We start from the raw sequence: 25,154 nt of genomic DNA, 5'->3' as shown, positions 1-25,154 counted from the left end.
GGTCAGTAGCGGATCGCGACGCTCACCTGCCCGAAGTCCTGCACCCCGTACAGGCTGATGTAGTGCACCCCGGCGGCCGGGTGGTCGACGGTGAGGGTGTGCGTGTTGCCGCTGCCGGTGGCCCTGGCGGTGTACGAGCCGGTGGTCGCCCAGCCGGTGGAGCTGTAGTAGAGGTCGGCGTCGCCCGTGCCGCCGCTGGTGGTGATGGTCAGCCGGTCGGTGTTCGCCGGTATGGAAAGGTACAGGTAGGCGTAGTTGCCCCGGGTGGCGTGCTGGCCGTCGCGGGCGCAGTCCTGTCCGAGTTCGCGGGCGTCGCTACCGGTGCACGCGGTGGTGGGTTCGGTCGGCGGGTTGGTGGTGGTGCCGCAGCTCCCGGACGCGCACGCCGTGAGCCAGGTCGCCCAGTCGGCGTCGTAGCGGGTGCCGATGGTCGAGGTGAGCAGGGTGCGGGCGCCGTTCCAGTCACCGGCGCGGTAGAGGCCGAGGAGCTTGTCCATGTCGGCGCGGTGCGACTGGAGCATGTAACGGACGGCCAGGTAGCCCCAGTTGTAGATGCGGGTCTGGTCGGCGTTCTCGTAGGTGGTGTCGAAGAGGGTGCGCAGGGTGTAGGTGTGCGCGCCCGCCTGGGTGAGGGCGTCGTCGTAGGTGACGTCGCGGTACGAGTAGGAGACGTACTCCGCGAAGCCCTCGATCCACCAGACGGTCGGGGTGGTGACACCGGCGTCGAAGTCGCCCGCCATGTCGAACCGGCCGTCGAGGTAGTGGGTGTACTCGTGGTTGAGGTTCCAGATCTGGAAGTCGGGCCGGACCCACTCGGCCTCGTAGGCGATGAACCTCGGCTGGTTGCCGGCGGCCGACGGGTCGCCCTCCAGGTACATCCCGCCGTTGTTGGTGTCGATGCCGTAGATGGCTCCGGCGTAGGTCTGGTAGTCGGTGCTGGAGTCGAAGACGACGACCTCGATGGTGGTGTTGCGGTCCCCGGCGACGGGGCCGCTGTCACGGGCCACCTGGTGGAAGTAGGCGTCCTGGCCGCGCAGGCTGGTGCACGCCTTGGTGAGGTCGTCCGAGGACATCTGCTGGGCGAGGATGCGGATGCTGTCGCTGCAGGTGTACGAGGTGGGCAGGACGGCGCTCTTGAGGCGTGCGGCCAGGTCGCAGGTGCCGTACGCGGAGCAGTTGGCGTTGTCGTAGTAGTCGGCCATCTCGGCGAGGCCGACCCAGAGCGGCGCGGTGGGCCCGGTGATCGAGGAGCGGCCGAGGAGGTCGATGACCAGCGGCTTCGCCGTGGGCCTGAGCGTGTCCTCCTGGAGGAAGCGGGCCAGCTCGCGGCCCGCGTTGGAGGTCAGGTAGGACTGGTCGGTGCCCAGCAGGTCCAGGTGGTCGCGGGCGAATCCGGCGAGCGCGTCGAGCAGGCTCGGGTCGGCCTCGACGGCGCTGACGAACGCGGGCAGCTGGTGGCCCCGGAAGGTGACGGTGTAGACGTTGTTGACCGCGTTGAGCATGTACCAGGAGCTGTTGTACGAGGCGTCGTAGCCCGCCAGCAGCCGCTTCAGGACGGCCAGGTAGCGGGCGTTCTGCTCGGCGCTGTCGATGAGGATGACGGCCTCGGCCAGGGTCTCGCCGTTGGCGTCGGTGACGTCGCGGGAGTGCGCGGAGGCGAAGAAGGCGTCCAGGCCGCCCTGGATGGCGGTGCGCAGGGCGGTGCCGTACGGGCCGACCGTACCGGGGTCGTAGTACTGCACGTAGTACCCGGCCCGCAGGTAGAGCACCAGTTGGGGCATGCCGGTGCTGCTGTCGCCGGGGTAGGCGGCCGATCCGTCGCGCAGGGCGTTCGCGACCGTGACCATCTGGGCCTCGCGGAAGGCGAGGTAGCCGTCGTTGCCCTTGACGGAGAAGAGGGTGTTGACGCAGTCGGTGGTGGACGCCTTGATCTGCTGGACGAGGGCGCTGCCGGTGCGGCTGGTGAAGTCGGCGACGGAGCAAGCGACCGCCCGTGCACGGGACTTCGCCTTCATGGAGGGGGCCGGGTGGCTCGGCTCGGTGGCGCGCGGGTCGTCGTAGTCGCGTCGCAGCGCGTCCTTGGAGGCGCTGACCGGGGCCCGCTCGGCGGGGCTGACGGCCGTCTCGCCCAGGTGGGCCGGGTCCTGGGCGGGTGCGGTGGCGGCCTGCGCGGCGGGGCCGCCGGGCTCGGGCGACGCCTGGACGGCTGCCCGGTGCGCGGCGGCCGGGGCGGTGGGCCGGGGCTCGGCGGCCGGGGCCGGTGCGGCGAGCATGCCGATGCCCAGGCAGGCCGCCAGGGCCGCGGTGGTGAGTCCGGTGACTCTCTGTCGGACCGTTCGTTTCTTCACGTGCCGCCTCCCAGCGGTGTGATGGCCGCGCGTCGTTGCGCGGCCGTGGGGGATGGCGCGCGGGTGAGGCCGGACGGGGACGGCGGGCGACCGGAACGGTCAGCGAAGTGACATGGACACGACCTCAAGCGCGACCGTCAGTACAATGGCACATGTCACATGTCTTTAGGAAGCGGCCGTGACGACATTCGTCGGCGCGTCAACGCCCTTGTATGCGGCAGAGCTTGGGCCGTTACGCCTGGCTCGCCGGTTCACCCCGGCGGCCGTCCGCCCACAGCGAGCGGACGTGCGACATGTGGCCGAGCATGCAGGCCTCGGCGCCCTCGGCGTCCCCGGCGACCACCAGGTCGAGCAGCTCGATGTGCTCCTCGGCCGAGGCGGCCAGCTGCCCGGACTCGGAGAGCCGGTTCAGCCCGAAGAGCCGTGAGCGCTTGCGGAGTTCGCCGACCTCCTCGACCAGCCGCCGGTTGCCGGCCAGCCCCAGCAGGGCGAGGTGGAAGCGCCGGTCCGCCTCCAGGTAGCCCAGGATGTCGTGCCGGCGGGCGGCCTCGACGATCTCCTCGGCGACGGGCCGCAGCGCCTCCAGCTCGGCCGTCAGGCCCATGCGCGCGATCCGGCCGACCGTGGGGACCTCGATCATCGCGCGCAGCTCGGTGTAGTCGTCCAGGTCCTGGTCGGTCAGTTCGGTGATCCGGAAGCCCTTGTTGCGGACGGCCTCGACCTGGCCCTCGCGGACCAGGTCGAGCATCGCCTCACGTACGGGGGTGGCGGAGACGCCGAACTGGGCGGCCAGCGTCGGCGCCGAGTAGACCGTGCCGGGCCGCAGTTCGCCGGAGACGAGGGCCGCCCGGAGCGCGTGCGCCACCTGGTCGCGCAGGTGCTCCTGCGCCGAGATGGCGTTGAGCGAGGTCAGGCGGGCCATGTCTGTTCCTCCAGCACCGTGCGGAGGGCCAGAATACAATGTGACGTTGGACCCGGACCCGGCGCGGGCTCACAGCAGGAAGCCCTCCGGGAAGGGGTCGTCCGGGTCCAGGAAGTACTGCGCGGTCCCGGTGACCCAGGCCCTCCCCGTGACCGTCGGCACGACGGCGGGCAGCGTGCCCACCGTGGTCTCGCCGACCAGGCGGCCGGTGAACCGGGTGCCGATGAAGGACTCGTTCACGAAGTCCCGGTCCAGCGGGAGTTCGCCCCGCGCGTGCAGCTGGGCCATGCGCGCGGAGGTGCCCGTGCCGCACGGCGAGCGGTCGAACCAGCCGGGGTGGATGGCCATCGCGTGCCGCGAGTGCGCCGCGTCGGAGCCGGGCGCGATCAGCTGGACGTGCTTGAGCCCGTGGATGGCGGGGTCCACCGGGTGGACCGGCCGGTCCGTCGCGTTGACCGCATCCATCAACGCCAGCCCGGCCGCCAGCAGTTCGTCCTTCCGTGCCCGGTCGAACGGCAGCCCCAGGTCCGCCAGCCGCACCATCGCGTAGAAGTTGCCGCCGTAGGCGAGGTCGTACGGCACCTCACCAAAGCCGGGCACCTTCGCGGTGAGGCCGAGCCCGGCGCTGAAGGCCGGGACGTTGGTGAGGGTGACGGAGGTGGCGGCCCCGCCCTCGACGCGTACGTCCACGCTGACAAGCCCGGCGGGGGTGTCCAGCCGTACGGTGGTGACCGGTTCGGTGACCGCGACCATGCCGGTCTCCACCAGCACGGTCGCCACCCCGATCGTGCCGTGCCCGCACATCGGCAGGCAGCCGGAGACCTCCATGAACAGCACCCCGAAGTCGGCGTCGGGCCGGGTCGGCGGCTGGAGGACGGCCCCGCTCATCGCGGAGTGGCCGCGCGGCTCGTACATCAGCAGGGTGCGCACCGCGTCCCGGTGCGCCATGAAGTACGCGCGGCGCTCGGCCATGGTGGCGCCGGGGAGCGTGCCGATCCCGCCGGTGATCACGCGGGTGGGCATGCCCTCGGTGTGCGAGTCGACGGCGTGGAAGACGTGGCGGCTGCGCATCGTCCCTCCCCCTCTCAGTCCAGGCCCTCGGCGAGGGCCTTCTCCGTCGCGGCGCGTACGGCGGCCAGCGCGTCGGCGTCGAGCGGCAGGCGGGGCGGCCGGGTGGGCCCGCCGCGCCGCCCGACGATGCCCATGGACGCCTTGATGGCCTGGACGAACTCCGGCTTGGAGTCCCAACGCAGCAGCGGGTGGAGCCGCCGGTAGAGCGGCAGGGCACGCTCCAGATCCCCGGAGACGGCCGACCGGTACAGCGCGACGCAGCTGCCCGGAAGCATGTTGGGGCAGCCGGCGATCCAGCCGACGGCCCCGGCCAGCGCGAGTTCGAGGAGCACGTCGTCGGCGCCGACGAGCAGATCGAGGCCGGGCGCCTCCTCCGCGATCTCGTACGCCCTGCGGACATCGCCGCTGAACTCCTTGACCGCGACGACCGACCCCTCCGCGTGGAGCTGCCCGAGCAGCCGGGGTGTCAGGTCCACCTTGGTGTCGTACGGGTTGTTGTACGCGACGACGGGCAGCCCGGCCGCCGCCACCTCGGCGTAGTGCGCGCGGACGGCCGCGTCCTCGCACGGGTAGCCGTTGGGCGGCAGCAGCAGCACGGAACCGGCCCCCGCCTCGGCGGCCTCCTCGGCGCGGCGCCGGGACTGCGCGCTGTCGTACGAGGAGACCCCGGGCATCACCCTGTCCCCGTCCCCGGCCGCCTCGACCGCGACCCGCACAACCTCCTGGCGCTCCCGGTCGCTGAGGGTCTGGTACTCCCCCAGCGACCCGTTGGGCACCACACCGTCGCACCCCGCGTCGATGAGGTCGCGGACGTGTGCGGCGTACGCGTCGAAGTCGACGGACCGGTCCTCGCGCAGGATGAGCGGTGTGGCGACCATGACACCCCGCCAGGGGGCACCGGTGCGGCTGGGCTCGGAGGTCATACGGGCTCCTTCGGAGTGGGTGTACGGGGCTGGGCAGGGCGGGTGGTACGTGGGGTCACGCGTCCTCGTGCCGGGCGGCGCGGGCGAGTGCGGCGAGCGGGACCGGGCAGGCCAGGGGGCGCCGGTCGGGAGGCGCGTCGGCGCCGGGCGGGGCGGTCAGGGCCCGGACGGCGAAGCCGCAGGTGCGGCCCTGGCACCAGCCCATCCCGGCCCGGGTGAGCAGCTTGGCGGTGCGGGTGTCGCCCGCGCCCAGCTCGGTGACGGCGGTCCGGACCGTGCCGACGGTGACCTCCTCGCACCGGCAGACCTCGGTGTCCGGGTCGAGCCACCCGGTCCACGCGGGTCCCGGCCGGTGCACGGTCCCCATCAGCCCGGCGAACCCGCGCATCCGGCGCCGACGGCGGCGCAGCGTCCCCGCGCGGGCCGGGACCGGGCCGCCCCGCGCGTCGGCGATCACCGACAGGGCGGCCAGCTCCCCTTCGGCCAGGGCCAGTCGGACCCCGCCGATGCCCCCGGTCTCGCCGACGGCCCAGACTCCGGGGACGGTGGTACGCAGCCGCGCGTCCACCTCCAGGACCGCCGAGCCGTCCGTGCCGGTGCGGGTGGCGCAGCCGAGGCCGAGTGCGAGGTCCAGTTGCGGGACGAGGCCGTGGCCGACGGCGAGCGCGTCGCAGTCGATGCGCCGCCCGGTCCCCGGCACGGGGCGCCAGGCGCGGTCGATCCGGCTGACCGTGACCCCTTCCACCCGTTCGGTGCCGTGGACGGCGGTGACGGCCCGGTGCGTGAGCATCCGCACCCCGTGCCGGGCGAGGCCCGCCCGGTGGCGGACGCCCTCCGCGAGTCGGTCGGGGTTCGCGGCCAGGGTCAGGGGTGCGCGGGCGTACGCCCCGTAGCCGGCGGCCTCCACCAGTGCGGGCACCCGGGCCCCGGCCCGGGCCAGGGAGAGGGCGACGGCCTGGAGCAGCGGACCGCTCCCGGCGACGACGACGCGCCGCCCGGGCAGCACGAGCCCCGATTTGAGCATGGCCTGCGCCCCGGCCGCGCCGACCACACCGGGCAGGGTCCAGCCGGGGAAGGGGAGTTGGCGCTCGACGGCACCGGTCGCGATCACGAGGCGGCGGGCGCGCGGGGCGGCCCCGTCACCGCCGTCCGGGCCGGTGACCGCGTGCAGGGTCCAGTCCTCGCCGGTCCGCGTGACCGCCCAGACCTGGTGGCCGGTGAGGTGGCGCACCCGCCCGGTGGCGCGGTGCCGGTCGAGGCGGGCGGTGAGCGCGGTGAACGTGCCCCAGCCGTGGTGCAGGGCCTCCGGGCGGGTGGCGCCGAGACCGGGGGCGGGTGCGCGGTAGTACTGGCCGCCGGGGGCGTCGGCCGCGTCGATCAGCAGCACGTCGAGCCCGGCGTCGGCGGCGGTGACGGCGGCGGCGAGCCCGGCCGGTCCCGCGCCCACCACGGCGACCTCGGCGCGGTCAGGGGCGGGGTGCGGCATGTCCGTTGCCTTCCTGGGTGGTGACGGCGTCGCCGGGGCGGGCGGGCAGCAGGCAGGCCCGCAGGTTGGGGCGCCCGTTGACCGTGGCCAGGCACTCGAAGCAGGAGCCGATCCCGCAGAAGGCGCCCCTGGGCCGCCCGTTGACCCGGGTGGTACGCCAGCTGAGGACGGACGCGGCCCACAGCGCGGCCGCGATGCTCTGCCCGGGCAGGGCGGGCACCGGGCGCCCGTCGAAGGTGATCTCGAACGCGGGCCCGGGCGCGGCCCCGGCCAGCCCGGCCGGGGTGCGGGCGGGGTCACGTCGGCGTGCTCGTCTCACCGGGGCTCCTGTCTCGTGGATCGGGCGGTACGGGGAGGGGCGGGCGGCTCACAGGGAAGCGGTGGCTCACGGGGAAGGCGCGGTGTCCGCCCCGAAGCGGTCCGGCCGGAACGGCTCCGCGTCCAGGGGTGGTTCCTCGCCCCGGATCGCCGCCGTGACCAGGGCCGCCGTCGCCGGGGCGAGGCCGATGCCCGCGCCCTCGTGGCCGCAGGCGTGGAAGAGGCCGGGGACCCGGCGGTCGGGCCCGATGGCGGGGAGGTGGTCGGGCAGGTACGGGCGGAAGCCGTGGTAGGCGCGGAGCACCCGGACGTCCCCGAGGACCGGGAACAGCGCGGCGGCCGCCCCGGCCAGCGCGCTGATCACCGGCACGGACAGGGTGCGGTCGAAGCCGACCCGTTCGCGGCTGGCGCCGATGAGGACGGGCCCGGCGGCGGTGCCCTCCACGACCGGGGACGTCTGCAGGGCGGCCGACGCGCTGGACACGTCGGCCACGTACTCGGCGGCGTACACCTTGTGCCGGATCAGCGGCGGCAGCGGCTCGGTCACCAGGACGAACCCGCGCCGGGGCAGGACCGGCAGCTCCACCCCGGCGAGCGCGGCGAACTCCCCGCCCCGAACGCCCGTCGCGTTGACCACGGCCGGGGCGAGCAGGTCACCGGCCCCGGTGCGGACGCCGCGCACCGCGCCCGTGGGGCCGGTGAGCACAGCGGTGACCGGGCGGCCGGTGTGCAGGGCGGCCCCGGCGTCGCGGGCGGCGCGGATCAGGTGGGCGGCGGCGAGGGCGGGCTGGACCTGGGCGTCCTCCGGGTAGAGGACGCCGCCCGCGAGGCCGGGGGCCAGGTGCGGTTCCAGCGCGGGCAGTTCGTGCGGGGCGACGGCCGTGGTGCGTACCCCTGCCTCGGACTGTCCGGCGGCGGTCGCGGTCAGGGTGGCTAGGGACCCCTCGTCCGCCGCGACGACGAGGCCGCCCTTCTGCTCGTACTCGACCGCCCCGGGCAGCACCTCGGACAGCTCGCGCCAGAGGGCGGCGGAGAGCCGGGCGAGGTCGAGCTCGGGCCCGGGCGGCTTGTCGGAGACCAGGAGGTTCCCCTCCCCCGCCCCGGTGGTGCCGCCGGCGACCGGTCCGCCGTCCACCACCGCGACCGAGAGTCCGGACCGGGTGGCGTAGTACGCGCAGGCGGCGCCGACGACCCCGGCTCCGACGACGACAACATCCAGAGGCTGTCTCGTGAACACGGCAGTAATATGTCACATGGCTCTGAGGCCGCCAAGAGGGCGACCTGAAGCCGCTTGTGACGCCCTGTCAGGTAAGCGTGGCCCTACGGGCGGGGCACGTTACGAAGATTGGAGCGGGCCATCTGAAGCATCCGGCCCACCCCGCCGTCGAGCACGATCTTGCTGGCGGACAGGGCGAAGCCGGTCACCATGTCCGCGCTGATCTTCGGCGGGATGGAGAGCGCGTTGGGGTCGGTGACGACGTCGACCAGCGCCGGGCCCTTGTGCTTGAAGGCGTCCTTGAGCGCGCTGTGAAGCTCCTTGGGCTTCTCGACGCGGACTCCGTACGCCCCCGCCGCGCGCGCCACGGCCGCGAAGTCCGGGTTCTTGTTGGTCGTCCCGAACGACGGCAGACCGCCCACCAGCATCTCCAGCTCCACCATGCCCAGCGAGGAGTTGTTGAACAGGACCACCTTGACCGGCAGGTTGTACTGGACGAGCGTCAGGAAGTCGCCCATCAGCATGGTGAATCCGCCGTCGCCCGACATCGAGACGACCTGCCGGTTCCGGTCGGTGAACTGGGCGCCGATCGCCTGCGGCAGCGCGTTGGCCATCGAGCCGTGGCTGAACGAACCGATCACCCGCCGCTTGCCGTTGGGCGTCAGATAGCGGGCCGCCCAGACGTTGCACATGCCGGTGTCGACCGTGAACACGGCATCGTCGTCTGCGAGTTCGTCCAGCACCGAGGCCACGTACTCGGGGTGGATCGGGACGTGCTTCTCGACCTTGCGGGTGTACGCCTTGACCACGCCCTCCAGCGCGTCGGCGTGCTTCTTGAGCATCCGGTCGAGGAACTTGCGGTCGGACTTCGCCTTCACCCGGGGCGTGAGGCAGCGCAGCGTCTCGCGGACGTCGCCCCAGACCGCCAGGTCCAGCTTGGTGCGCCGGCCGAGGTGTTCCGGCCGCACATCGACCTGCACGATCTTCACGTCGTCGGGCAGGAAGGCGTTGTACGGGAAGTCGGTGCCGAGCAGGATCAGCAGATCGCACTCGTGGGTGGCCTCGTAGGCTGCGCCGTAGCCGAGCAGCCCGCTCATGCCGACGTCGTACGGATTGTCGTACTGGATCCACTCCTTGCCGCGCAGGGCGTGACCGACCGGGGACTTGATCCGCTCGGCGAACTCCATGACCTCGGCGTGCGCCCCCGCCGTACCGCTGCCGCAGAACAGCGTCACCCGTTTGGCCTCGTCCACCATCCGGCACAGCTTCTCGATCTCGGCGTCGCCCGGCCGCACGGTGGGGCGCGAGGTGACGAGGGCGTGCTCCGCGGAGCGCTCGGGAGCGGTCTGTCCGGCGATGTCGCCCGGCATGGTGACGACGCTGACGCCGCCCTGGCCGATCGCGTGCTGGATGGCGGTCTGGAGCAGCCGGGGCATCTGCTGCGGGTTGGAGATCATCTCGTTGTAGTGGCTGCACTCCTGGAAGAGCAGCTCGGGGTGGGTCGCCTGGAAGTAGTTGAGGCCGATCTCGCTGGACGGGATGTGCGAGGCCAGCGCGAGCACCGGGGCCATCGAGCGGTGGGCGTCGTACAGGCCGTTGATGAGGTGCAGGTTGCCGGGACCGCACGACCCGGCGCAGGCCGCCAGGTCGCCGGTGATCTGCGCCTCCGCGCCGGCCGCGAAGGCCGCCGTCTCCTCGTGCCTGACCTGGATCCACTCGACGTCCGCGTGCCGCCGTACGGCGTCGACCACCGGATTGAGGCTGTCCCCCACGACCCCGTACAGGCGTTTGACGCCCGCCCGGGCGAGGATGTCGACGAACTGCTCCGACACGTTCTGCTTGGCCATGGGTGACGCACTCCCTCTGCCTGTGCTCCGTGCACGTCCGGCTGTCCGGGACGCGGGGTGTCAAACCCCGGCCCGGACGTTGTCCGGAATCCATCAACCCATGGCGTGCGCGGTTACGCCTCCCAGACGCCGACCGCCGTCCGGTCGTCGGCGTACCCCTTCACCCGGATCTGGGTGTCCGCGAGGAACGCCCCGAGTCCCGGCGCCTCCACGGGCGACCAGCGCGTGGCGAGCTCGGCGGCCAGCTCCGGTTCGCCGCGCAGCGGTTCGGCGAGGCCCGCCCCGCACAGCAGCAGGGTGTCCCCCGGCCGGGCGACGGAGGCCCGGAAGCGGAACGGTTCCGCAGGGGGCGGCAGCGGGTCCTCGACATACGGGGCGGGGCCCGTGACGATGTCCAGGTCCATGGTCAGCCGGTCGCCGTCGGGCCCGCTCTCGGGCGCGGAGGAGCCGAAGCCGACGACCGGCTCCCCGGTCAGCGCGGCGGGCGGCGGCAGCGCCGGTTCCAGGTCGTGCCAGCTGCCGTCCCGGAGCCGGAAGAGGCCTCCGGCGCCGATGCCGAAGAAGACCCGGGTGCGGCAGTCGGGGTCGGCGGACAGCAGCAGGCAGCGCAGGCTCGCGGTGTACGCGTCCGGCTCGACGCCCAGTTCGGCGGCGCGGGCGCGCAGCTTGCCGAAGGCGCGGTCGGTGAGCCGGTGGAGCCCGGACTTCAGGTCGGCGCGGCGGCCCGCCCTTATGTCGTCGGAGAGCCGGGCGTGGCTGCGCCCGACCGCCTCGCCGATCCAGCGGCAGGCGTCCGCCGCCGCCGTGTGCGCCCCCTCCGCGCCCCGCGACGCGCCCGCGAGGGCCACCAGCACCAGCGCGCTCTCCCCGTTCCCGAAGCGCGCCGTGAGCAGCGCGTCCCGGCGCGGCTCACCCCGGAACCGGGCCGAGTCACCACGTACGGACGCGGCGCGCAGCGTGTACGTGCCGTACGTGGCACCGTCCAGCACCGTGTCCGGGACGACACGGTCGAGCGCGTACGGGTCGGTGGCGGGCAGCGCCGTCGGCTCGGCGTCATAGGTGGGCGGCCGGGCCCCGACGTGGTCGACCCGGGGCGGCGCGGGCGGGACGGCCGGTTCCGCCGGTGCCTCCTTTGGGGCGGGTTCGTCCGCCTCGGTCCGCTCGGTGACGGGCCGCCTGGGCAGCGGAGGCACCTCGCGCCCGGCGGGAACACGAGGGTCCTCGAAGGCGGGCGGCTCGGGCTCCGGGTCCGGCGGCGGGGGCTCGGGGGCCGGTGGGCCCGGAAAGGTGCGCGGGAGCGCGGGCCCGGTCACCGGCTCCCACGGGGCACGGGGCGGCGCCTGCACATCCCACGGGGCGCGGGCGGGCGGCTCCGGCGGCGTCTCCCTCGGCGGCCGCGCGACCGGGCCCGGCGCGGTGTGCGGCCCCGGGTCCGCCGGCCGGGTGACCGCCGACGGCCCCACCGGCCACGGCTCCTCCCTGGGCTCGGGTATCTCCCCCGGCGTCCTGGAGACCGCGCTCTTCCCGGACGCCACCGTGTCCGACGCCGAGTCGAACCGGTCGTCGAGACTGTCGGCGGCCTGGGCCGCCCCCGCGTCCGGGGCGGATTCGTCGTACAGCCTGCGCCACCAGTCGTCCTCGTGGGCCGCGGGCTTCTCCCCCTGCTGACTCATGTCCTTATTGTCGACCGCGGGGGCCGTACGAAAACGGGCATCCGCAAAATGGGTCCGCCGGGCGACCCCACCCCCCACGGGAAGGACGCCCGGCAGACCGGTCCGGGGAGCGAGTACCGGACAAGGCCGCCGGTCCCGCTGTGCCGCCACATTGGCAGAGTGGCGCACGGTACGGCGATGATGTGCCGTGGCGAAATCACGCCGTGGCGACTTTTCGCCACACGGGGTGCGCCGCACGCGTACGCACGGGTCCGGGGAGGGGTCGGGATGCTGGCAGCCATAGGTCTTGACGAGAGGCAGGAGTCGGCCTACCGCGCCCTCGTGGCGCTGGGGGCCGCCGAGGTGTCCGACCTCTCGCACCGGCTGGCGCTCCCCGAGCGGGACACGGAGCGCGCGCTGCGCCGGCTGGAGCAGCACGGCCTGGCCGCCCAGTCCTCCGCCCGCACGGGCCGCTGGGTCGCGGCCCCGCCCGGCGTCGCCCTGGGGGCCCTGCTCACCCAGCAGCGCCATCAGCTGGAACAGGCCGAACTGGCGGCGGCCCTGCTCGCCGAGGAGTACCGCGCCGACGCCGCCGAACCGGCCGTCCACGACCTGGTCGAGGTGGTCACCGGGGCGAGCGCGGTGGCCCACCGCTTCCACCAGCTCCAGCTGGGTGCGACGAGCGAGGTGTGCGCGCTGGTCACCGGGAAGCCGATCGCGGTCAGCGGCCTGGACAACGAGTCGGAGGAGGAGGCGGCCACCCGTGGCGTCTCGTTCCGGGTGGTCGTGGAGCGCGAGGTGCTGGGCCTGGAGTCCGGGATCACGGAGCTTTCGGCGGCGCTCAGCCGCGACGAGCAGTGCCGGGTGGTCCCCCGGGTCCCGACGAAGCTGGTGATCGCCGACCGGGCGCTGGCCATGGTCCCGCTGACCGGGCGCGGCGCCGAGCCCGCCGCGCTGGTGGTGCACGCGTCGGGGCTGCTGGAATCGCTGACCGGGCTCTTCGAGGCGGTGTGGCGGGAGGCCATGCCGCTGCGGCTCGGCGAGAGCGGCGCGGTCGTGGAGGAGCCGGGCGGCCCGGACCCGACGGATCTGGAGATCCTGTCGCTGCTGCTGGCCGGCCTGACCGACGCGAGCGTCGCCAAACAGCTGGACCTGGGCCTGCGGACCGTGCAGCGCCGGGTCAAGGGCCTGATGGAGCTGACCGGCGTCTCCACCCGCCTCCAGCTCGGCTGGCACGCGTACGAAAGGGGCTGGGTGGCCCGGTAGGACCGCTGGTCAGAACGGGCGGGACCGGGTGGACTCCGGCACGCTGGTCAGATGAGTGTGTGGCAGCTCGTCGCCGTCGGACTGGTGATGCTGCTCGGCCTGATCGGTGTGCTGGTGCCGGGCGTGCCGGGGCCGGCGATCGTCTGGGCCGCCGTCCTGTGGTGGGCGTTCACCGACACGACCCCGACCGCGTGGGCCGTGCTGATCGGCGCGACCGCGCTGCTCCTGCTCAACCAGGCGCTCAAACCGCTTCTGCCGCCGCGTCGGCCCCGTGAGTCGGGGGCCCCGCGCCGGACGCTGCTGCTGGGCGGGCTGGGCAGCATCGTCGGCTTCTTCGTGCTGCCCGTTGTCGGGGCGGTCGTGGGATACGTCGGGGTGATCTTCGGGGCGGAACGGCTGCGCCTCGGCAGCCGGGGCGCGGGCTGGGCGTCGGTCCGCACGGTGATGCGGGCGACCGGCTACTCGGTGCTCGTGGAGCTCTTCGCGTGCCTGCTGGTGACGGGTGCCTGGCTGGGCGCGCTGATCTGGGGCTGACCGCAGGACCGGGCCCGCCGCACCCCGTACGAGCGCCAGGGGCGCCAGCCGCTCGCGCCCGGGGTGCCGTACGGGTCCACGTCCGGGTCGCCCAGGCCGCGCATCCGGATCAGCGCGGCGGTGGCGGGGCCGATGCCGGGCAGCCGCCGGAGCGCCTGCTCGGCCTCGTCGCGGTCGGCGCCCGCGTCCAGGCGTACGGTGCCGTCGGCGAGCGCGGTCGCCAGGGCCCGCAGGGCCGGGTCACCGGCCGCCCCGGCGAGCACGGCCGGCTCGGGGAAGACGTGGGTCAGCGCGCCGCACGGCACGTCCAGCGCCTTGCCGTACTGCTCGACCAGCTCCCCCGCCGCCGCGTCTCCCACCAGCGCCCGTACGGCGAACTCCTCGGCGTCGGCCGCGCCCGGCGAGCGCACGCCCGGCCGGGCGGCGACGTCCGGGGCGAGCGCGGGGTCGGCGGACAGCAGCTCGTCCACCGCGTACGGGTCGGCGTCCAGGTCGAGGAGGCGGCGCAGCCGCTGGACGGCCGTGGTCAGGTCGCGCAGGTCGGTGAGGTGGATGCGGGCGTCCAGCCAGTCCCCGGCGGACCGCTCGTCCACGGAGGTGACGGCGGTGCCGTACGGGAGGCGCAGCGTGCGCCGGTAGGTCCGGCGGCCGGGCTCCCCGGTGATCTCCTCGACGCGGGCGACCGGACCGGCGGCGAGCAGGTCGAAGACGGCACCGGCGGCGTACGGCCCGCGGTGGGCGAGCCGGAGCGGGATGCCGGTGGTGCCGGCCTGGCGGACCGCGATGCCCAGCCCCGTACCGGCTTCGGCGCGCAGGGCGCTCGGGGTGCGGGCGTAGATCTGCCGCACGGTGTCGTTGAACTGGCGCAGGCTGCCGAACCCGGCCGCGAAGGCGATCTCGGTGACGGGCAGGGCCGTGGTCTGGAGCAGGATCCGGGCGGTGTGGGCGCGCTGGGCGCGGGCCAGGGCGACGGGTCCGGCGCCCAGTTCCGCGTTGAGCTGGCGCTGCACCTGGCGGGAGCTGTAGCCGAGCCGGTGGGCGAGCCCGGGAACGCCTTCCCGGTCCACCACACCGTCGCCGATCATGCGCATGGCGCGTCCGACGACGTCGGCCCGGACGTTCCACTCGGCGGAGCCGGGGACGGCGTCCGGGCGGCAGCGGCGGCACGCCCGGAAGCCGTTGGTCTGGGCGGCCGCCGCCGTCGGGTAGAAGCGGACGTTCTTCCGCTTGGGGGTGACGGCGGGGCAGCTCGGCCGGCAGTAGATGCCGGTCGTCTCGACGGCGAAGAAGAACTCGCCGTCGAAACGGGCGTCGCGGCTGCTCACCGCCTCGTACCTGGTCTGTTCGTCCATCACACCGTCCAGTGTGCGCCCCGCCGGGCACCGTCACTCGCGGTTTTCGGACGTCGACCAGGGGGTCCGGCTACCGGATCCGGCCGCGCTTGGCGTCCATCGCGGCCCGGCCCTCGGCCCCCTTGCGCTTCCAGTCGCGCCGGATCTCGGCCCGGACCCGGGCATCGGTCTTGGCGACGATGCGCTGGTTCTCGCGCTGGAGCTTGCGGTAGCTGTCGAAGCGGCGCTCTGGCAGGGTGCCGTCCTCGATCGCCGCCCGCACGGCGCAGCCCGGCTCCGCCTCGTGGGCGCAGTCGTGGAACCGGCAGCCCTCGGCCAGCTCCTCGATCTCCGAGAAGACCTGGCCGACGCCGACCCCGGCGTCCCAGAGGCCGACCCCGCGCAGTCCGGGGGTGTCGATGAGGACCCCGCCGGTGGGCAGCACGAGCAGATTGCGGGTGGTGGTGGTGTGCCGGCCCTTGCCGTCCACGTCGCGGGCGGCCTGGACCTCCATCACGTCCTGGCCGAGCAGCGTGTTGGCGAGGGTGGACTTGCCCGCGCCGGACGCCCCGAGCAGCACACTCGTACCGCCGGAGACGATCGCCGAGAACACGTCGATGCCCTCGCCGGTGGCGGAGCTGACCGGGAGCACCTGCACACCGGGGGCGATGTGCTCGATGTCCTGGACGAGGTGGGAGAGGGTGACCGCGTCCGGGACCAGGTCGGCCTTGGTGAGGACGACGACCGGTTCCGCGGTCCGCTCCCCGGCCCCGGCGGCGTCGCCGAGCAGTGCGTCACCGCCGGAGCTGGACATGGCGAGGGCCAGGAACCGCTCGACGCGGCCCAGGTCCAGCTCCACGGCCAGCGAGACGCAGATGACGATGTGGTCGACGTTGGTGGCGAGCACCTGGCCCTCGGAGCGCTTGGACGAGGTGGAGCGTACGAAGGCGGTGCGCCGCGGCAGCAGCGTACGGACGAACCGCGGGTCGCCGTCGGCGTCGACGGCTGCCCAGTCCCCGGTGCAGATGATCCGCATCGGGTCGCGCGGCACGACGAAGGCGGTGTCCGCCCAGATCGTGCCCTCGGGCGTGACGATGTCGCAGCGCCCGCGGTCCACCCGCACCACGCGTCCGGGCACCAGTCCCTGGGCGGCGTACGGGGCGAACTCGGCGGCCCAGTCGTCGTCCCAGCCGTACGCGGCGAGCGGGTGCGAGGCGGTGGAGAGGGAGGAGGAGAAAGCGGAGGAGGACGGGAGAGACAAGGGAAACCCTTCACAGGGTGGCCCGGCGGTGCGCGTGAGGGCGCGAAGAGGTCAGCCGGTGGCCACGGAGGTGACAAAGAGGAACTTCGACTCGTGGGCAGCGCCCACCGCAACGACCGTCGTCAATGTCCTCACCTCCGCATTCGTCCAGGTCCGGTACCGGCGGCAGGTCCGCCGTCCGTCTCGTCGCACACCTTAGCCCCCGGCGGTCCGGCGGCTCAACGGATTATTCGCGCGGACCCGGTTGTGGCAGTCGTCCCCCGATCGGGTGATACGCATGGAGTTGGACCGGTCGCGGACGGTTAGGGTGCCGCACATGACCTCCCCCCAGACAGCCACCGGCTCGTTCACCCAGGCCCAGTTGGGCACCCTCATCCTGATCGGCTGGAGCGGCGAGTACCGGCAGAGCGGGCGCGACGCCGCCTTCCTGCTCGCCTATTCGCTGGGCGACGGATCGGACGGCCCGGCGGCCGGCGAAAACGCCATGCGGCTCGCGCTGCAACGCTGCGGGCTCCCCGTCGGCGGTGCGCCGGTGCGGGCCGACGAGACGCCGGGGCTCCCCGTGAAGCTCCTCGTCCAGGCCGGCCAGGCCGTCCTGACCCTGCCGCACTTCAAGGCGCAGTACCCGGTGCCGCCCGAGTGGCTGGCGGCGGCGAACGAACAGGGCGAGGTGCACGCGATGTTCGCCACCCGCCCCTGGCCGCAGGGCGCCCCCGGGCTCCCCATCGGCGAGGCGGAGCTGCGCGCCTTCGCGGGCGACCCGGACACCATCGCGACCTCGGCGCACTGCGTGCTCCCGGTGCGCAGCATCGGCTGACCCGGTCCACGGAAGAGGCCCACCACCCGGCGAGGGTGGTGGGCCTCCGTCATGCCGTACGCGCCCGCGTCGCACAGGACGGACGACGCGGGCGCGGCGCGCAATCAGTTGTTGGCGACGCCGTTCCCGGAGAGGACCGGGATGTCGTCCACCAGGTGCGACAGGGGCTCGTCGCCCTTGGCCTGGGTGGAGTTGTCGGCGCACTGCTGGTTCTGCGGGTTGGACAGGACGTTGACGTCCTGGACCGCGACCGGCACCAGCAGGCCCACCAGCGAACCGACGTTGGCCTTGACCGGGACGCCCAGGCACAGGTCGTTGAGCGAGCCCTGGATGAGCTGCGCCTGCGGGCTGCCGTCGCCCTGGGTCTCGGCGTTGCCGTACGAGCTGGCGGCGCCGTTGCCGTTGAGGGTCGTGGTGCCCCCGTCGTTACCGATCGCCATGGCCGAGGGGGCCGCGGCGGCCGTCAGGCCGACCAGGGACACGGCCACTGCCGCGCCGGCCATCATCTTCTTCATCACGCTTCACCTTTCGGAGCGTTCCGTCTGGAACGTATTGATCAACCCCGTGCGGACGCTTCGGTTCCGCTGATCCACCCAAATGGGTTCGATCCCGCATGAGTTCGACGGCTCCGCGTCAGCCCCGGCCGCCCGTCTCGGCCGAGGTGCGCGCCGGGGGCACGAGTCCGCCCGCGCGGGCGGGGCCGGGGTCCGGGGCGGGTTCGGCGTGGGCGGCCCGCCACTCGGCGAGGAGCCGGTCGTAGATCGGGGTTGCGCTGCCGGGGTGCCGGCTGTGGTGCTGGTCCATGCGGAGGCCCTACCCGTTGCGGCGCAAAACGGCCGCCCGTACTACGGCAAGCGGCCCAGCGAGCCGCCCTTTCGGGCGACCGCCGGGCCGCGTGTGGTGCGCCGTCAGTACCGGTCAGTTGTTGCCGGCACCGTTGCCCGAGAGGATCGGGATGTCGTCCAGGATGTGCGACAGGGCCTCGTCGCCCTTGGCCTGGGTGGAGTTCTCGGTGCACTGCTGGTTCTGCGGGGAGGACAGGACGTTGATGTCCTGGACCGAGATCGGCACGACGCCGAGCAGCGAGCCCACGTTGGCCTTGGCCGGCAGGGCGATGCAGGGCTTGTTGAGCGAGCCCTGGATGAGCGCGAACTGCGGGCTCCAGTCGCCGTGGGTGGCGGAGTTGCCGTACGCCTGCATGGCACCGTTGCCGTTGACGGTGGTGGTGCCCTGGTCGTTGCCGATGGCCATGGCCGACGGGGCGACCGCGGCGGAGACGCCGACGATCGATGCGGCGACGGCCGCGGAGGCCATCATCTTCTTGATCATGAAACTGCCCTTCTGGTTTTCTCTGGTTGCCCGCCGGTGCCGAGCGCACTGATCAACTCGGCGGGGAGGGAATGGTTGTGGCACGTCACCCGAAAGGTGCGGATCAGTTCGTGAGCGGGAGGCCGCCGAGGAGCGGGGCCGCGCCCTTCGCCGCGTCGGTGGCCTGGCCGGAGACCTTCGAGACGGTGCCGTCCTCGTGCAGGCGTTCGGCGGCGCCGCTGACGGTGTCGAGCACCGGGTCGACCACCTGCGGGGCGGCCGCCGTCACCTGGTTGACGCCTCCGTCGAGGCTGAAGTTGGGGGCCGTGGTCGTGGTGACGGCGAAGGCGGGAGCAGCCGTGCCGAGTGCGACCACGGAACCGGCGAGGAGTGCGGCGGACTTCGCGTACTTCACTTTCGGGTTCCCTTCTCAGCGGCGGCCGTTCCGGTCGCGTCCCCGCGCCGAACGGGCCTTCTTTGACCCCGTCCCCGGCCGCCCTTTCCCTGGCTAACGAACCGGATTCGACGGGGAAACTGGAGGGCCCGGGATTTCTCGGAGCGCGCGCAAGGAATAGGTTCCGGCCCGGGTCGGTCGCGGGCACGGGAAAAGCCCCGGACCGCCGAGAGCGCGGGCCGGGGCTTTTCGAGCCGAGAGAATTCGGCGAGTGGGTCAGTCGTTGACGCAGGCGTTGCCGAAGGCCGGGTTCAGCAGGCCGATGACGTCGATGGTGTTGCCGCAGACGTTGACCGGGATGTGGACCGGCACCTGGATGGTGTTGCCGGAGATGACACCCGGGGAGCCCACGGCCGCACCCTCGGCGCCCGAGTCGGCGAAGGCCGGGGCGGCGGCACCCATGGCCATGAGCGTACCGGCGGCGACGGCGGCGATCTTGGTGTACTTCACTTGAAACCCTTTCTTGTGCGGAGTCCGGAGCGGCCACGGCTTTCGTGCCGCACGAGCGCGGACCTGATCGCTCGTAACTCCGCCACTCTCATTCGTAACGATTTCGGACAGTATGCGACACCGCTCAGCGAGCTGATTGCTCGAATACCGCCCGAATGATGCAGTTTCGGTCAGCCGACCGTGCTCCCGCCCGACACGCGCGGGGCGGCAGCGGGCCCGGGCCGCCCGGAGGAGGAACGCCGGTGGCCCGGGCCCGGGAGGGGCCGGATCAGCTGTTGCCGGCGCCGTTGCCCGAGAGGACCGGGATGCCGTCCAGGATGTGCGACAGCGGCTCGTCGCCCTTGGCCTGGGTGGAGTTCTCGGTGCACTGCTGGTTCTGCGGGTTGGACAGGACGTTGACGTCCTGGACCGCGATCGGGACGAGGCCGATGAGCGAACCGACGTTCGCCTTGAGCGGCAGGCCGACGCAGGGCTTGTTCAGCGAGCCCTGAACCAGGTCGAACTGCGGGCTGCCGTCGCCCTTGGTCACGGCGTTACCGAAGGACTGCGAGGCACCGTTGCCGTTGACCGAGGTCGTGCCACCGTCGTTGCCGATGGCCATCGCCTGCGCGGCGCCGAGCCCGAGGATGGAGGCGGCGACGGCACCCGTAGCCAGGACCTTCTTGATCACGATGAACCCTTCTCGTACTGGATACCCCGTAGCCGGAGCGCCCTGAACAACTGCCGGGCCGACGTTTGGTTATCGCCATTCACCCGAATGCCTGGAAGACACGGACGTCCGTACGAAAGTGATCGAGTAATACTGTCGGAAATCGAGAGACGAAACGTTCACTCGTAGCCCCGCCGCGTGCGCACAGAAAATTCACGGCATTCACGTTTCCCATGCACGCGGACGTCGTTATGGGTGTCGTCAAGCCGCTCCGCCAGGAGGGCCGCCTCCGGATGGGCCGGTCCGACGGGCTGCTGCACCGCCTGATGAACGAACTGTGGGCCCCGCGCCCGCGAGAAATGTCCCAAGGAAGGGCACCAATGCGAAAAGCCTTGAGTAAAAGCATGCTCGTCATGGCGGCCGCGTCAGGCATCCTGACCGCCTCCGGCGGCTATGCCTTCGCCGACGCCACGGCCGAAGGTGCGGCCGTCGGTTCGCCCGGCGTCGCTTCGGGCAACGTCGTCCAGGTCCCGGTGCACGTGCCCGTCAACGTGTGCGGCAACACGGTCAACGTGGTCGGCGCGCTCAACCCCGCCTTCGGCAACGAGTGCGAGAACAAGGGCGGCGGCTCGGGCAACGGCGGCTCGGGCGCGAGCGCCCAGGGTGTGGCCGCCGGCTCCCCCGGCGTGCTCTCGGGCAACGTGGTCCAGGCCCCGGTCGACATCCCGGTCAACGTCTGCGGCAACAGCATCAACGTGGTCGGCCTGCTGAACCCGGCCGCCGGCAACAAGTGCCAGAACGGCGGTGGCGACGAGGGCAACCCGCCCACCGAGGAGCCCCCGACGGAGCACCCGCCGCACAAGCCCCCGCACCACAAGCCGCCGAAGGGTCACCACGACCACGACTGCAACTGCGGCCACGAGCACAACCCGCCGAAGCCGCACAAGCCGCCGAAGCCCCCGAAGCCGCCGGTGCACCACCACGACGACGACTGCCCGCCGAGCCACAACCCGCCGAAGCCGCACCACCCGAAGCCGCCGAAGCCCCACAAGCCGCCGGTGCACCACCACAACGACGACTGCCCGCCCAGTCACCACCACAACCCGCCGACCACCCCGCCCACCACTCCGCCGACCACCCCGCCCACGCACAACCCGCCGACCCACACCGGTTGGCACCACACGCCTCCGAAGCACCACAAGCCGCCGCAGATGGCGCACACCGGTGCCAACGAGAACCTGGGCATCGCCGGTGGCGCCAGCGCCGCGCTGGTGCTCGGCGGCGGCCTGCTGATGCGCCGCGCCCGCGCCGCGAAGAAGTGAGCTGACGCTCCCCCGAGCACGAAGAGGTCCGGCCCGACAGCCCTGAGCTGTCCGGCCGGACCTCTTGTGTTCGGTGCCCCATGCGGCGTACGGCGTACGGGTCAGACCGCGCCGAGCCCCGCGCGGTCCAGGCAGGCGGCGACCGCCGCCGTCTCCGCCGCGTCCAGCGGGCGCATCGGCGGGCTCATCACGTTCGTGGCGATGACCCCGCGCAGCATCAGCGCGGTCTTGAACGCGCCGAGCCCCGCCGCCGTGGCCGACGCCGTGCCCGGGCGGGCGGCGCGCACGATGTCGAACAGCGCGACCAGGCGGTCCTGTTCGGCGCGCGCGGCCGCCCAGTCACCGCGCACCGCGGCCTCGTGCAGGCGTACGTACCCGTGCGGATCGACGTTGCCGAGCCCGGGCACCGAGCCGTCGGCGCCGCCGAGCATCATCGCGTCGACCACCAGCTCATGGCCGGTGAGCACGGAGAACCCGGGCAGCTCGCGGGCGCCGATGACCAGCCGGCGGAACGAGCCGTCGTCGCCGCTGGAGTCCTTCACCCCGGCCAGCACTCCGTCGGCGGCCAGCGGCAGCAGCAGTTCCGGGTCGAGCTTGCTGTGCACGCAGACCGGCACGTCGTACGCCAGGACCGGCAGGTCGAGGGCGGCGGCGACGTCCCGGAAGTGGCGGTCGATCTCCGTGGCGTGGGTGCGGGTGTAGAAGGGGGCGGTCACGACGACGGCGTCGGCGCCCAGCTCGGCGGCGCGCCGGGCGCGTTCGACCGCCCGGTTGGTGGTGGTCTCGATCGCGCCGACGAGGACCGGCACCTGGCCGCCCGCCGCCGCGGTGACGGCCTCGATGACGCGGTCCTGCTGCCCCGGGGTGAGGTAGGCGGTCTCGCCGGAGCTGCCGAGGGCGAAGAGACCGGTGACACCGCCGTCGATGAGGTGGCCGACGACCCGCTCCAGCGAGGGGAGGTCGAGCTCGCCGTCCGCGGTGAGCGGGGTGACGACGGGCGGGATCACTCCCGTGTGGCGGGGGGTGCGGGCGGTCATGCGGTGCTCCTTGCGGACGGTACGGCGATCTGGGGGTGGACGCAGTGGTGGCCGTGCCCGCCGGGTCCCTCGGTGCGGACCGGGAAGACGGTGGCGCAGGCGTCGTCCGCCTTCCAGCAGCGGGTGCGGAAGGGGCAGCCGGACGGGGGGTTGGTCGCGGAGGGGACGGGGCCGGTGAGCACGATGCGCTCGGTCGTCTCCAGCAGGCTGGGCGTGGCGGAGAGCAGGGCCTCGGTGTACGGGTGGGAGGGGGCGCCGGCGACGTCGGCCGCGCGGCCCTCCTCCACGATGCGGCCGAGGTAGAGGACGGCGATGCGGTCGGCGAGGTAGCGGACGGTCTGGATGTCGTGCGAGATGAACACCATGCCGAGGCCGAGGCGTTCGCGCAGGTCGACCAGGAGGTTGAGGACCTGGGCGCGGACCGACACGTCGAGCGCGGAGGTGGGTTCGTCGGCGACGATCAGTTCCGGTTCGAGGGCCAGGGCGCGGGCGATGGCGACGCGCTGGCGCTGGCCGCCGGAGAGCTGTCCGGGCAGCGCGGCCAGGGTGTGGCCCGGGAGGCCGACGAGGTCGAGGAGTTCGGCGACCCGGGCGGTGCGGGCCTCCCGGGTGCCGCGGCGGTGCACGTCGAGCGGGTCGCGGAGGATCTGTTCGACGGTGAGGCGCGGGTTGAGCGCGGTGGACGGGTCCTGGAAGACCACGCCGACGGCGGAGCCGAAGTCCTGGCGGCGCCGGCTGCCCGTCATCTCCCACAGGTCGCGGCCGTGGAAGGTGACCGTGCCCTCGGTGGGCTTCTGAAGGCCGGTCAGGACCCGGGCGAGGGTGGACTTGCCGCAGCCGGACTCGCCGACGAGGCCGACGATCTCGCCGCGCTTCACTTCCAGGTTCGCGTCGGTGAGGGCGTGGACGGCGTCGCGGCGGAAGACGCCTCCGCTGCGTGCCTTGTGGCGTACGTGGACGCCGTCGAGCCTGATCACAGGGCGCTCCCTTCCAGCTGTGCGGTCTTGGCGGGGTGGTGGCAGGCGAAGCCGTGGTCCGGCTCGGCGCCGCGCGGGGTGAGGGCCGGGGTGGTGGTGCGGCAGAGTTCGGTGGCCGCGCCGCAGCGGGAGGCGAACCGGCAGCCGGGACCGAAGCCCTGGGGTGCGGGGACGACGCCGCGGATCTGGTGCAGCCGGTCGGCGCCGGCCTCCAGCGAGACGACGGAGCCGAGCAGGCCGCGGCTGTAGTGGTGGGTGGGGGCGGTGAGTACGGAGCGGGTGGAGCCGATCTCGGCGAGGCGTCCCGCGTACATCACCGCGACGCGGTGCGAGAGGTCGCCGACGAGGGCGAGGTCGTGCGAGACGAGCACCATGGCGAAGCCCAGTTCCTCGCGGAGCCGTACGAGGAGTTCCACGACCTGAGCCTGGACGGTGACGTCGAGGGCGGTGGTCGGTTCGTCGGCGATGAGGAGGCGGGGGCTGCGGGAGAGGGCCATGGCGATCAGGACGCGCTGGCGCTGGCCGCCGGAGAGTTCGTGCGGGTAGCTGCGCAGGGTGCGTTCGGGTGAGAGGCCGACGAGCTCGAGGAGTTCGGCCGGGGTCTTCGTACCGCCGCGCGAGGTGAGCTGCTTCAGCTGGGTGCCGACGAGTACGGAGGGGTTGAGGGAGGAGAGCGCGTCCTGGTAGACCATCGCGATCTCGGGGCCCATCAGGGCGCGGCGTTCCTTCGGCGGGAGTGCCAGGAGATCGCGGCCCCGGTACAGGATCTCGCCGCTGACCTCGGCGTTGCGGGCGAGGAGGCCCATGACGGCCAGGCTGGTGATGGACTTGCCGCAGCCGGACTCGCCGACGAGGCCCAGGGTCTCGCCCTCGTGGACGGTGAAGGAGAGGGAGTCCACGACCGGGGTCGTGCCGTACCGGTCGGGGAAGCGGATGGCGAGGTCGCGTACGACGAGGAGCTCGGCGGCGTCCTCGGGGACGGGGGTGAGGGTGGCTTCCTGGGCGTTGACGCGCCGGGCGAGCTTGGCCAGGGCGGCGTCGATGTCCACGGTGGAGCGGGCCTCGACGGGGTCCGGGGCGGTGGGGGTGCCGGAGGGGGCGGCGGGACGGGCGGCCCCGGGCGCGGCGGAGGCGTCGGTCAGGCCCTCGGAGAGGATGTTGAGGGCGAGGACGGTGACGAGCAGGGCGAGGCCGGGGAAGAAGGTGGCCCACCAGCCGCCGGCCAGGAGGATCTGCCGGCCGTAGGCGAGGACGCTGCCCCAGCTGGGGTCGGGGTCCTGCACTCCGGCGCCGATGAAGGAGAGGCTGGCCTCGAAGATGATCGCCTCGGCGACCATGACGGTGGCGAAGACCATGACCGGGGCCATGCAGTTGACGGCGACGTGCCGTAGGACGATGTAGCCGCGCCGGGCGCCGATGACCTTCTCGGCGGCGACGTAGTCCTCACCGTACTGGGACAGCACGTTGGCGCGGACGACGCGGGCGAGCGAGGGGGTGTAGACGAAGGCGATGGTGAAGATGATGACGGGAATGCTGGTGCCGAAGACGGCGACGAGGACGGCGGCCAGCGCGATCGGCGGGAACGACATCACCACGTCGAGGGTGCGCATCACGGACTCGTCGCCCAGCTTGCGCGAGGTGGCGGCGAGCGCGCCGAGCACGGAGCCGGCGACCAGGGCGACGGCGGTGGCGCCGAGGCCGATGATCAGCGAGTAGCGGGAGCCGTGGACGACGCGGGCGAAGACGTCGCGTCCGGCCCGGTCGGTGCCGAACCAGTGGTCACCGCTCGGTGCCTGGACGGGGGTTCCGGTGGTGAGCGGGTTCTGGGTGAGCAGCGGTGCGAGGACCGCGCCCAGGAGGACGACGAGCAGCACGCCGAGCGCGATGCGGGAGGTGACCGGGAGCGCGCGGAAGGCGATTCCGGGGCGGGAGAGCTTGGTGGTCAGCCGGCTGGTGGCAAACATG

24 protein-coding genes are annotated in these 25,154 nt (G+C 73.1%); 4 read left to right on the top strand and 20 right to left on the bottom strand.

The genetic code is table 11. The features are described from left to right. Window positions 1-2: 2 nt before the first annotated feature. The 9 genes from AMK18_RS02385 to AMK18_RS02345 form a co-directional block, all read right to left on the bottom strand. A complete protein-coding gene (locus AMK18_RS02385) occupies window positions 3-2,348 on the bottom strand; it encodes a M9 family metallopeptidase (RefSeq protein WP_073861451.1) in 2,346 nt (781 codons plus the stop codon). A 232-nt stretch (window positions 2,349-2,580) separates the two neighbouring features. Further along, window positions 2,581-3,270 (bottom strand): GntR family transcriptional regulator, encoded by a 690-nt coding sequence (locus AMK18_RS02380; protein ID WP_018100589.1) that lies wholly within the window; start codon window positions 3,268-3,270, stop codon window positions 2,581-2,583. Between the two features lie 69 nt (window positions 3,271-3,339). Then, complete coding sequence (locus AMK18_RS02375) at window positions 3,340-4,341, bottom strand: proline racemase family protein (protein WP_073861450.1); 1,002 nt, start codon at window positions 4,339-4,341, stop codon at window positions 3,340-3,342. A 14-nt stretch (window positions 4,342-4,355) separates the two neighbouring features. Then, the gene (locus tag AMK18_RS02370; protein WP_073861449.1) at window positions 4,356-5,264 is read right to left on the bottom strand and encodes a dihydrodipicolinate synthase family protein; all 909 of its coding nucleotides are present in this window, start codon (window positions 5,262-5,264) and stop codon (window positions 4,356-4,358) included. A gap of 55 nt (window positions 5,265-5,319) precedes the next feature. Then, a complete protein-coding gene (locus tag AMK18_RS02365) occupies window positions 5,320-6,750 on the bottom strand; it encodes an FAD/NAD(P)-dependent oxidoreductase (protein WP_073861448.1) in 1,431 nt (476 codons plus the stop codon). Next, window positions 6,731-7,069 carry a (2Fe-2S)-binding protein gene (locus AMK18_RS02360; protein WP_073861447.1) on the bottom strand — a complete coding sequence of 113 codons (339 nt, stop codon included), beginning with the start codon at window positions 7,067-7,069 and terminating at the stop codon, window positions 6,731-6,733. The genes AMK18_RS02365 and AMK18_RS02360 overlap by 20 nt, the downstream gene beginning before the upstream one ends. Window positions 7,070-7,135: 66 nt before the next feature. Next, a complete protein-coding gene (locus tag AMK18_RS02355) occupies window positions 7,136-8,305 on the bottom strand; it encodes an NAD(P)/FAD-dependent oxidoreductase (RefSeq protein WP_073861446.1) in 1,170 nt (389 codons plus the stop codon). An 83-nt stretch (window positions 8,306-8,388) separates the two neighbouring features. Continuing rightward, entirely contained in the window at window positions 8,389-10,131 is a 1,743-nt protein-coding gene (locus tag AMK18_RS02350; protein ID WP_073861445.1) for a pyruvate dehydrogenase, read from the bottom strand. 113 nt (window positions 10,132-10,244) lie between these two features. Beyond that, the gene (locus tag AMK18_RS02345) at window positions 10,245-11,804 is read right to left on the bottom strand and encodes a protein phosphatase 2C domain-containing protein (RefSeq protein WP_198956932.1); all 1,560 of its coding nucleotides are present in this window, start codon (window positions 11,802-11,804) and stop codon (window positions 10,245-10,247) included. A 267-nt stretch (window positions 11,805-12,071) separates the two neighbouring features. On the opposite strand from AMK18_RS02345, the gene AMK18_RS02335 reads away from it, so the two are divergent. Both AMK18_RS02335 and AMK18_RS02330 read left to right on the top strand, forming a co-directional pair. Continuing rightward, window positions 12,072-13,049, top strand: coding sequence for a helix-turn-helix domain-containing protein (locus tag AMK18_RS02335; RefSeq protein WP_026171185.1), 978 nt, complete (start codon window positions 12,072-12,074; stop codon window positions 13,047-13,049). Between the two features lie 51 nt (window positions 13,050-13,100). Continuing rightward, window positions 13,101-13,583, top strand: a complete 483-nt coding sequence (locus tag AMK18_RS02330; RefSeq protein ID WP_073861443.1) for a DUF456 domain-containing protein — start codon at window positions 13,101-13,103, stop codon at window positions 13,581-13,583. Here AMK18_RS02330 and AMK18_RS02325 read toward each other — a convergent pair. Together AMK18_RS02325 and rsgA are read right to left on the bottom strand one after the other, a co-directional pair. After that, on the bottom strand, window positions 13,508-14,935 hold the full coding sequence (locus tag AMK18_RS02325) for a DNA-3-methyladenine glycosylase 2 family protein (RefSeq protein ID WP_018100600.1): 1,428 nt from the start codon (window positions 14,933-14,935) through the stop codon (window positions 13,508-13,510). The genes AMK18_RS02330 and AMK18_RS02325 overlap by 76 nt on opposite strands. A 70-nt stretch (window positions 14,936-15,005) precedes the next feature. Further along, entirely contained in the window at window positions 15,006-16,175 is a 1,170-nt protein-coding gene (gene rsgA, locus AMK18_RS02320) for a ribosome small subunit-dependent GTPase A (RefSeq protein ID WP_073861442.1), read from the bottom strand. A gap of 316 nt (window positions 16,176-16,491) precedes the next feature. On the opposite strand from rsgA, the gene AMK18_RS02315 reads away from it, so the two are divergent. Then, on the top strand, window positions 16,492-16,992 hold the full coding sequence (locus AMK18_RS02315) for a DUF5949 family protein (RefSeq protein ID WP_018100602.1): 501 nt from the start codon (window positions 16,492-16,494) through the stop codon (window positions 16,990-16,992). Window positions 16,993-17,096: 104 nt separating this feature from the next. Here the strand turns inward: AMK18_RS02315 and AMK18_RS02310 are convergent, their stop codons facing one another. The 6 genes from AMK18_RS02310 to AMK18_RS02290 form a co-directional block, all read right to left on the bottom strand. Further along, entirely contained in the window at window positions 17,097-17,507 is a 411-nt protein-coding gene (locus tag AMK18_RS02310; RefSeq protein ID WP_018100603.1) for a rodlin, read from the bottom strand. Window positions 17,508-17,625: 118 nt separating this feature from the next. After that, window positions 17,626-17,796 carry a hypothetical protein gene (locus AMK18_RS34810; RefSeq protein ID WP_198956931.1) on the bottom strand — a complete coding sequence of 57 codons (171 nt, stop codon included), beginning with the start codon at window positions 17,794-17,796 and terminating at the stop codon, window positions 17,626-17,628. Between the two features lie 114 nt (window positions 17,797-17,910). Next, window positions 17,911-18,321 (bottom strand): rodlin, encoded by a 411-nt coding sequence (locus tag AMK18_RS02305; protein ID WP_018100605.1) that lies wholly within the window; start codon window positions 18,319-18,321, stop codon window positions 17,911-17,913. Window positions 18,322-18,424: 103 nt separating this feature from the next. Further along, window positions 18,425-18,715, bottom strand: coding sequence for a hypothetical protein (locus AMK18_RS02300; RefSeq protein ID WP_018100606.1), 291 nt, complete (start codon window positions 18,713-18,715; stop codon window positions 18,425-18,427). A gap of 255 nt (window positions 18,716-18,970) precedes the next feature. After that, window positions 18,971-19,204, bottom strand: coding sequence for a chaplin (locus tag AMK18_RS02295; protein ID WP_018100607.1), 234 nt, complete (start codon window positions 19,202-19,204; stop codon window positions 18,971-18,973). 268 nt (window positions 19,205-19,472) lie between these two features. Continuing rightward, the gene (locus AMK18_RS02290; protein ID WP_018100608.1) at window positions 19,473-19,874 is read right to left on the bottom strand and encodes a rodlin; all 402 of its coding nucleotides are present in this window, start codon (window positions 19,872-19,874) and stop codon (window positions 19,473-19,475) included. 383 nt (window positions 19,875-20,257) lie between these two features. Here AMK18_RS02290 and AMK18_RS02285 point away from each other — a divergent pair, with 383 nt between their 5' ends. Continuing rightward, the gene (locus AMK18_RS02285) at window positions 20,258-21,175 is read left to right on the top strand and encodes a chaplin (RefSeq protein ID WP_073861441.1); all 918 of its coding nucleotides are present in this window, start codon (window positions 20,258-20,260) and stop codon (window positions 21,173-21,175) included. Window positions 21,176-21,276: 101 nt separating this feature from the next. Here the strand turns inward: AMK18_RS02285 and AMK18_RS02280 are convergent, their stop codons facing one another. Genes AMK18_RS02280 through AMK18_RS02270 form a run of 3 tightly spaced genes read right to left on the bottom strand, consistent with a single transcriptional unit; the run spans window position 21,277 to window position 25,153 of the window. Beyond that, on the bottom strand, window positions 21,277-22,212 hold the full coding sequence (locus AMK18_RS02280) for a dihydrodipicolinate synthase family protein (protein ID WP_073861440.1): 936 nt from the start codon (window positions 22,210-22,212) through the stop codon (window positions 21,277-21,279). Further along, window positions 22,209-23,189: an oligopeptide/dipeptide ABC transporter ATP-binding protein gene (locus AMK18_RS02275; RefSeq protein WP_073861439.1), complete on the bottom strand. Its 981-nt coding sequence runs from the start codon at window positions 23,187-23,189 to the stop codon at window positions 22,209-22,211. Before AMK18_RS02275 ends, AMK18_RS02280 begins: the two co-directional genes overlap by 4 nt. After that, window positions 23,186-25,153: a dipeptide/oligopeptide/nickel ABC transporter permease/ATP-binding protein gene (locus AMK18_RS02270; protein ID WP_073861438.1), complete on the bottom strand. Its 1,968-nt coding sequence runs from the start codon at window positions 25,151-25,153 to the stop codon at window positions 23,186-23,188. The genes AMK18_RS02275 and AMK18_RS02270 overlap by 4 nt, the downstream gene beginning before the upstream one ends. Window position 25,154: the final 1 nt, after the last annotated feature.

This window comes from Streptomyces sp. CB01249 (assembly GCF_001905735.1).
Classification (GTDB): domain Bacteria; phylum Actinomycetota; class Actinomycetes; order Streptomycetales; family Streptomycetaceae; genus Streptomyces.
The sequence above is the reverse complement of the archived record's forward strand: the minus strand, read 5'-3'. Positions and strand labels throughout refer to the sequence as shown.

What these genes read in the sequence shown, in the direction of transcription:
- AMK18_RS02370 (WP_073861449.1), bottom strand. Translation starts at nt 5,264, where the DNA reads ATGACCTCCGAGCCCAGCCGCACCGGTGCCCCCTGGCGGGGTGTCATG.
- AMK18_RS02310 (WP_018100603.1), bottom strand. Translation starts at nt 17,507, where the DNA reads ATGAAGAAGATGATGGCCGGCGCGGCAGTGGCCGTGTCCCTGGTCGGC.
- AMK18_RS02335 (WP_026171185.1), top strand. Translation starts at nt 12,072, where the DNA reads ATGCTGGCAGCCATAGGTCTTGACGAGAGGCAGGAGTCGGCCTACCGC.
- AMK18_RS02325 (WP_018100600.1), bottom strand. Translation starts at nt 14,935, where the DNA reads ATGGACGAACAGACCAGGTACGAGGCGGTGAGCAGCCGCGACGCCCGT.
- AMK18_RS02375 (WP_073861450.1), bottom strand. Translation starts at nt 4,341, where the DNA reads ATGCGCAGCCGCCACGTCTTCCACGCCGTCGACTCGCACACCGAGGGC.
- AMK18_RS02285 (WP_073861441.1), top strand. Translation starts at nt 20,258, where the DNA reads ATGCTCGTCATGGCGGCCGCGTCAGGCATCCTGACCGCCTCCGGCGGC.
- AMK18_RS02345 (WP_198956932.1), bottom strand. Translation starts at nt 11,804, where the DNA reads ATGAGTCAGCAGGGGGAGAAGCCCGCGGCCCACGAGGACGACTGGTGG.
- AMK18_RS02380 (WP_018100589.1), bottom strand. Translation starts at nt 3,270, where the DNA reads ATGGCCCGCCTGACCTCGCTCAACGCCATCTCGGCGCAGGAGCACCTG.
- AMK18_RS02315 (WP_018100602.1), top strand. Translation starts at nt 16,492, where the DNA reads ATGACCTCCCCCCAGACAGCCACCGGCTCGTTCACCCAGGCCCAGTTG.
- AMK18_RS02350 (WP_073861445.1), bottom strand. Translation starts at nt 10,131, where the DNA reads ATGGCCAAGCAGAACGTGTCGGAGCAGTTCGTCGACATCCTCGCCCGG.
- AMK18_RS02305 (WP_018100605.1), bottom strand. Translation starts at nt 18,321, where the DNA reads ATGATCAAGAAGATGATGGCCTCCGCGGCCGTCGCCGCATCGATCGTC.
- AMK18_RS02280 (WP_073861440.1), bottom strand. Translation starts at nt 22,212, where the DNA reads ATGACCGCCCGCACCCCCCGCCACACGGGAGTGATCCCGCCCGTCGTC.
- AMK18_RS34810 (WP_198956931.1), bottom strand. Translation starts at nt 17,796, where the DNA reads ATGGACCAGCACCACAGCCGGCACCCCGGCAGCGCAACCCCGATCTAC.
- AMK18_RS02270 (WP_073861438.1), bottom strand. Translation starts at nt 25,153, where the DNA reads ATGTTTGCCACCAGCCGGCTGACCACCAAGCTCTCCCGCCCCGGAATC.
- AMK18_RS02365 (WP_073861448.1), bottom strand. Translation starts at nt 6,750, where the DNA reads ATGCCGCACCCCGCCCCTGACCGCGCCGAGGTCGCCGTGGTGGGCGCG.
- AMK18_RS02330 (WP_073861443.1), top strand. Translation starts at nt 13,101, where the DNA reads ATGAGTGTGTGGCAGCTCGTCGCCGTCGGACTGGTGATGCTGCTCGGC.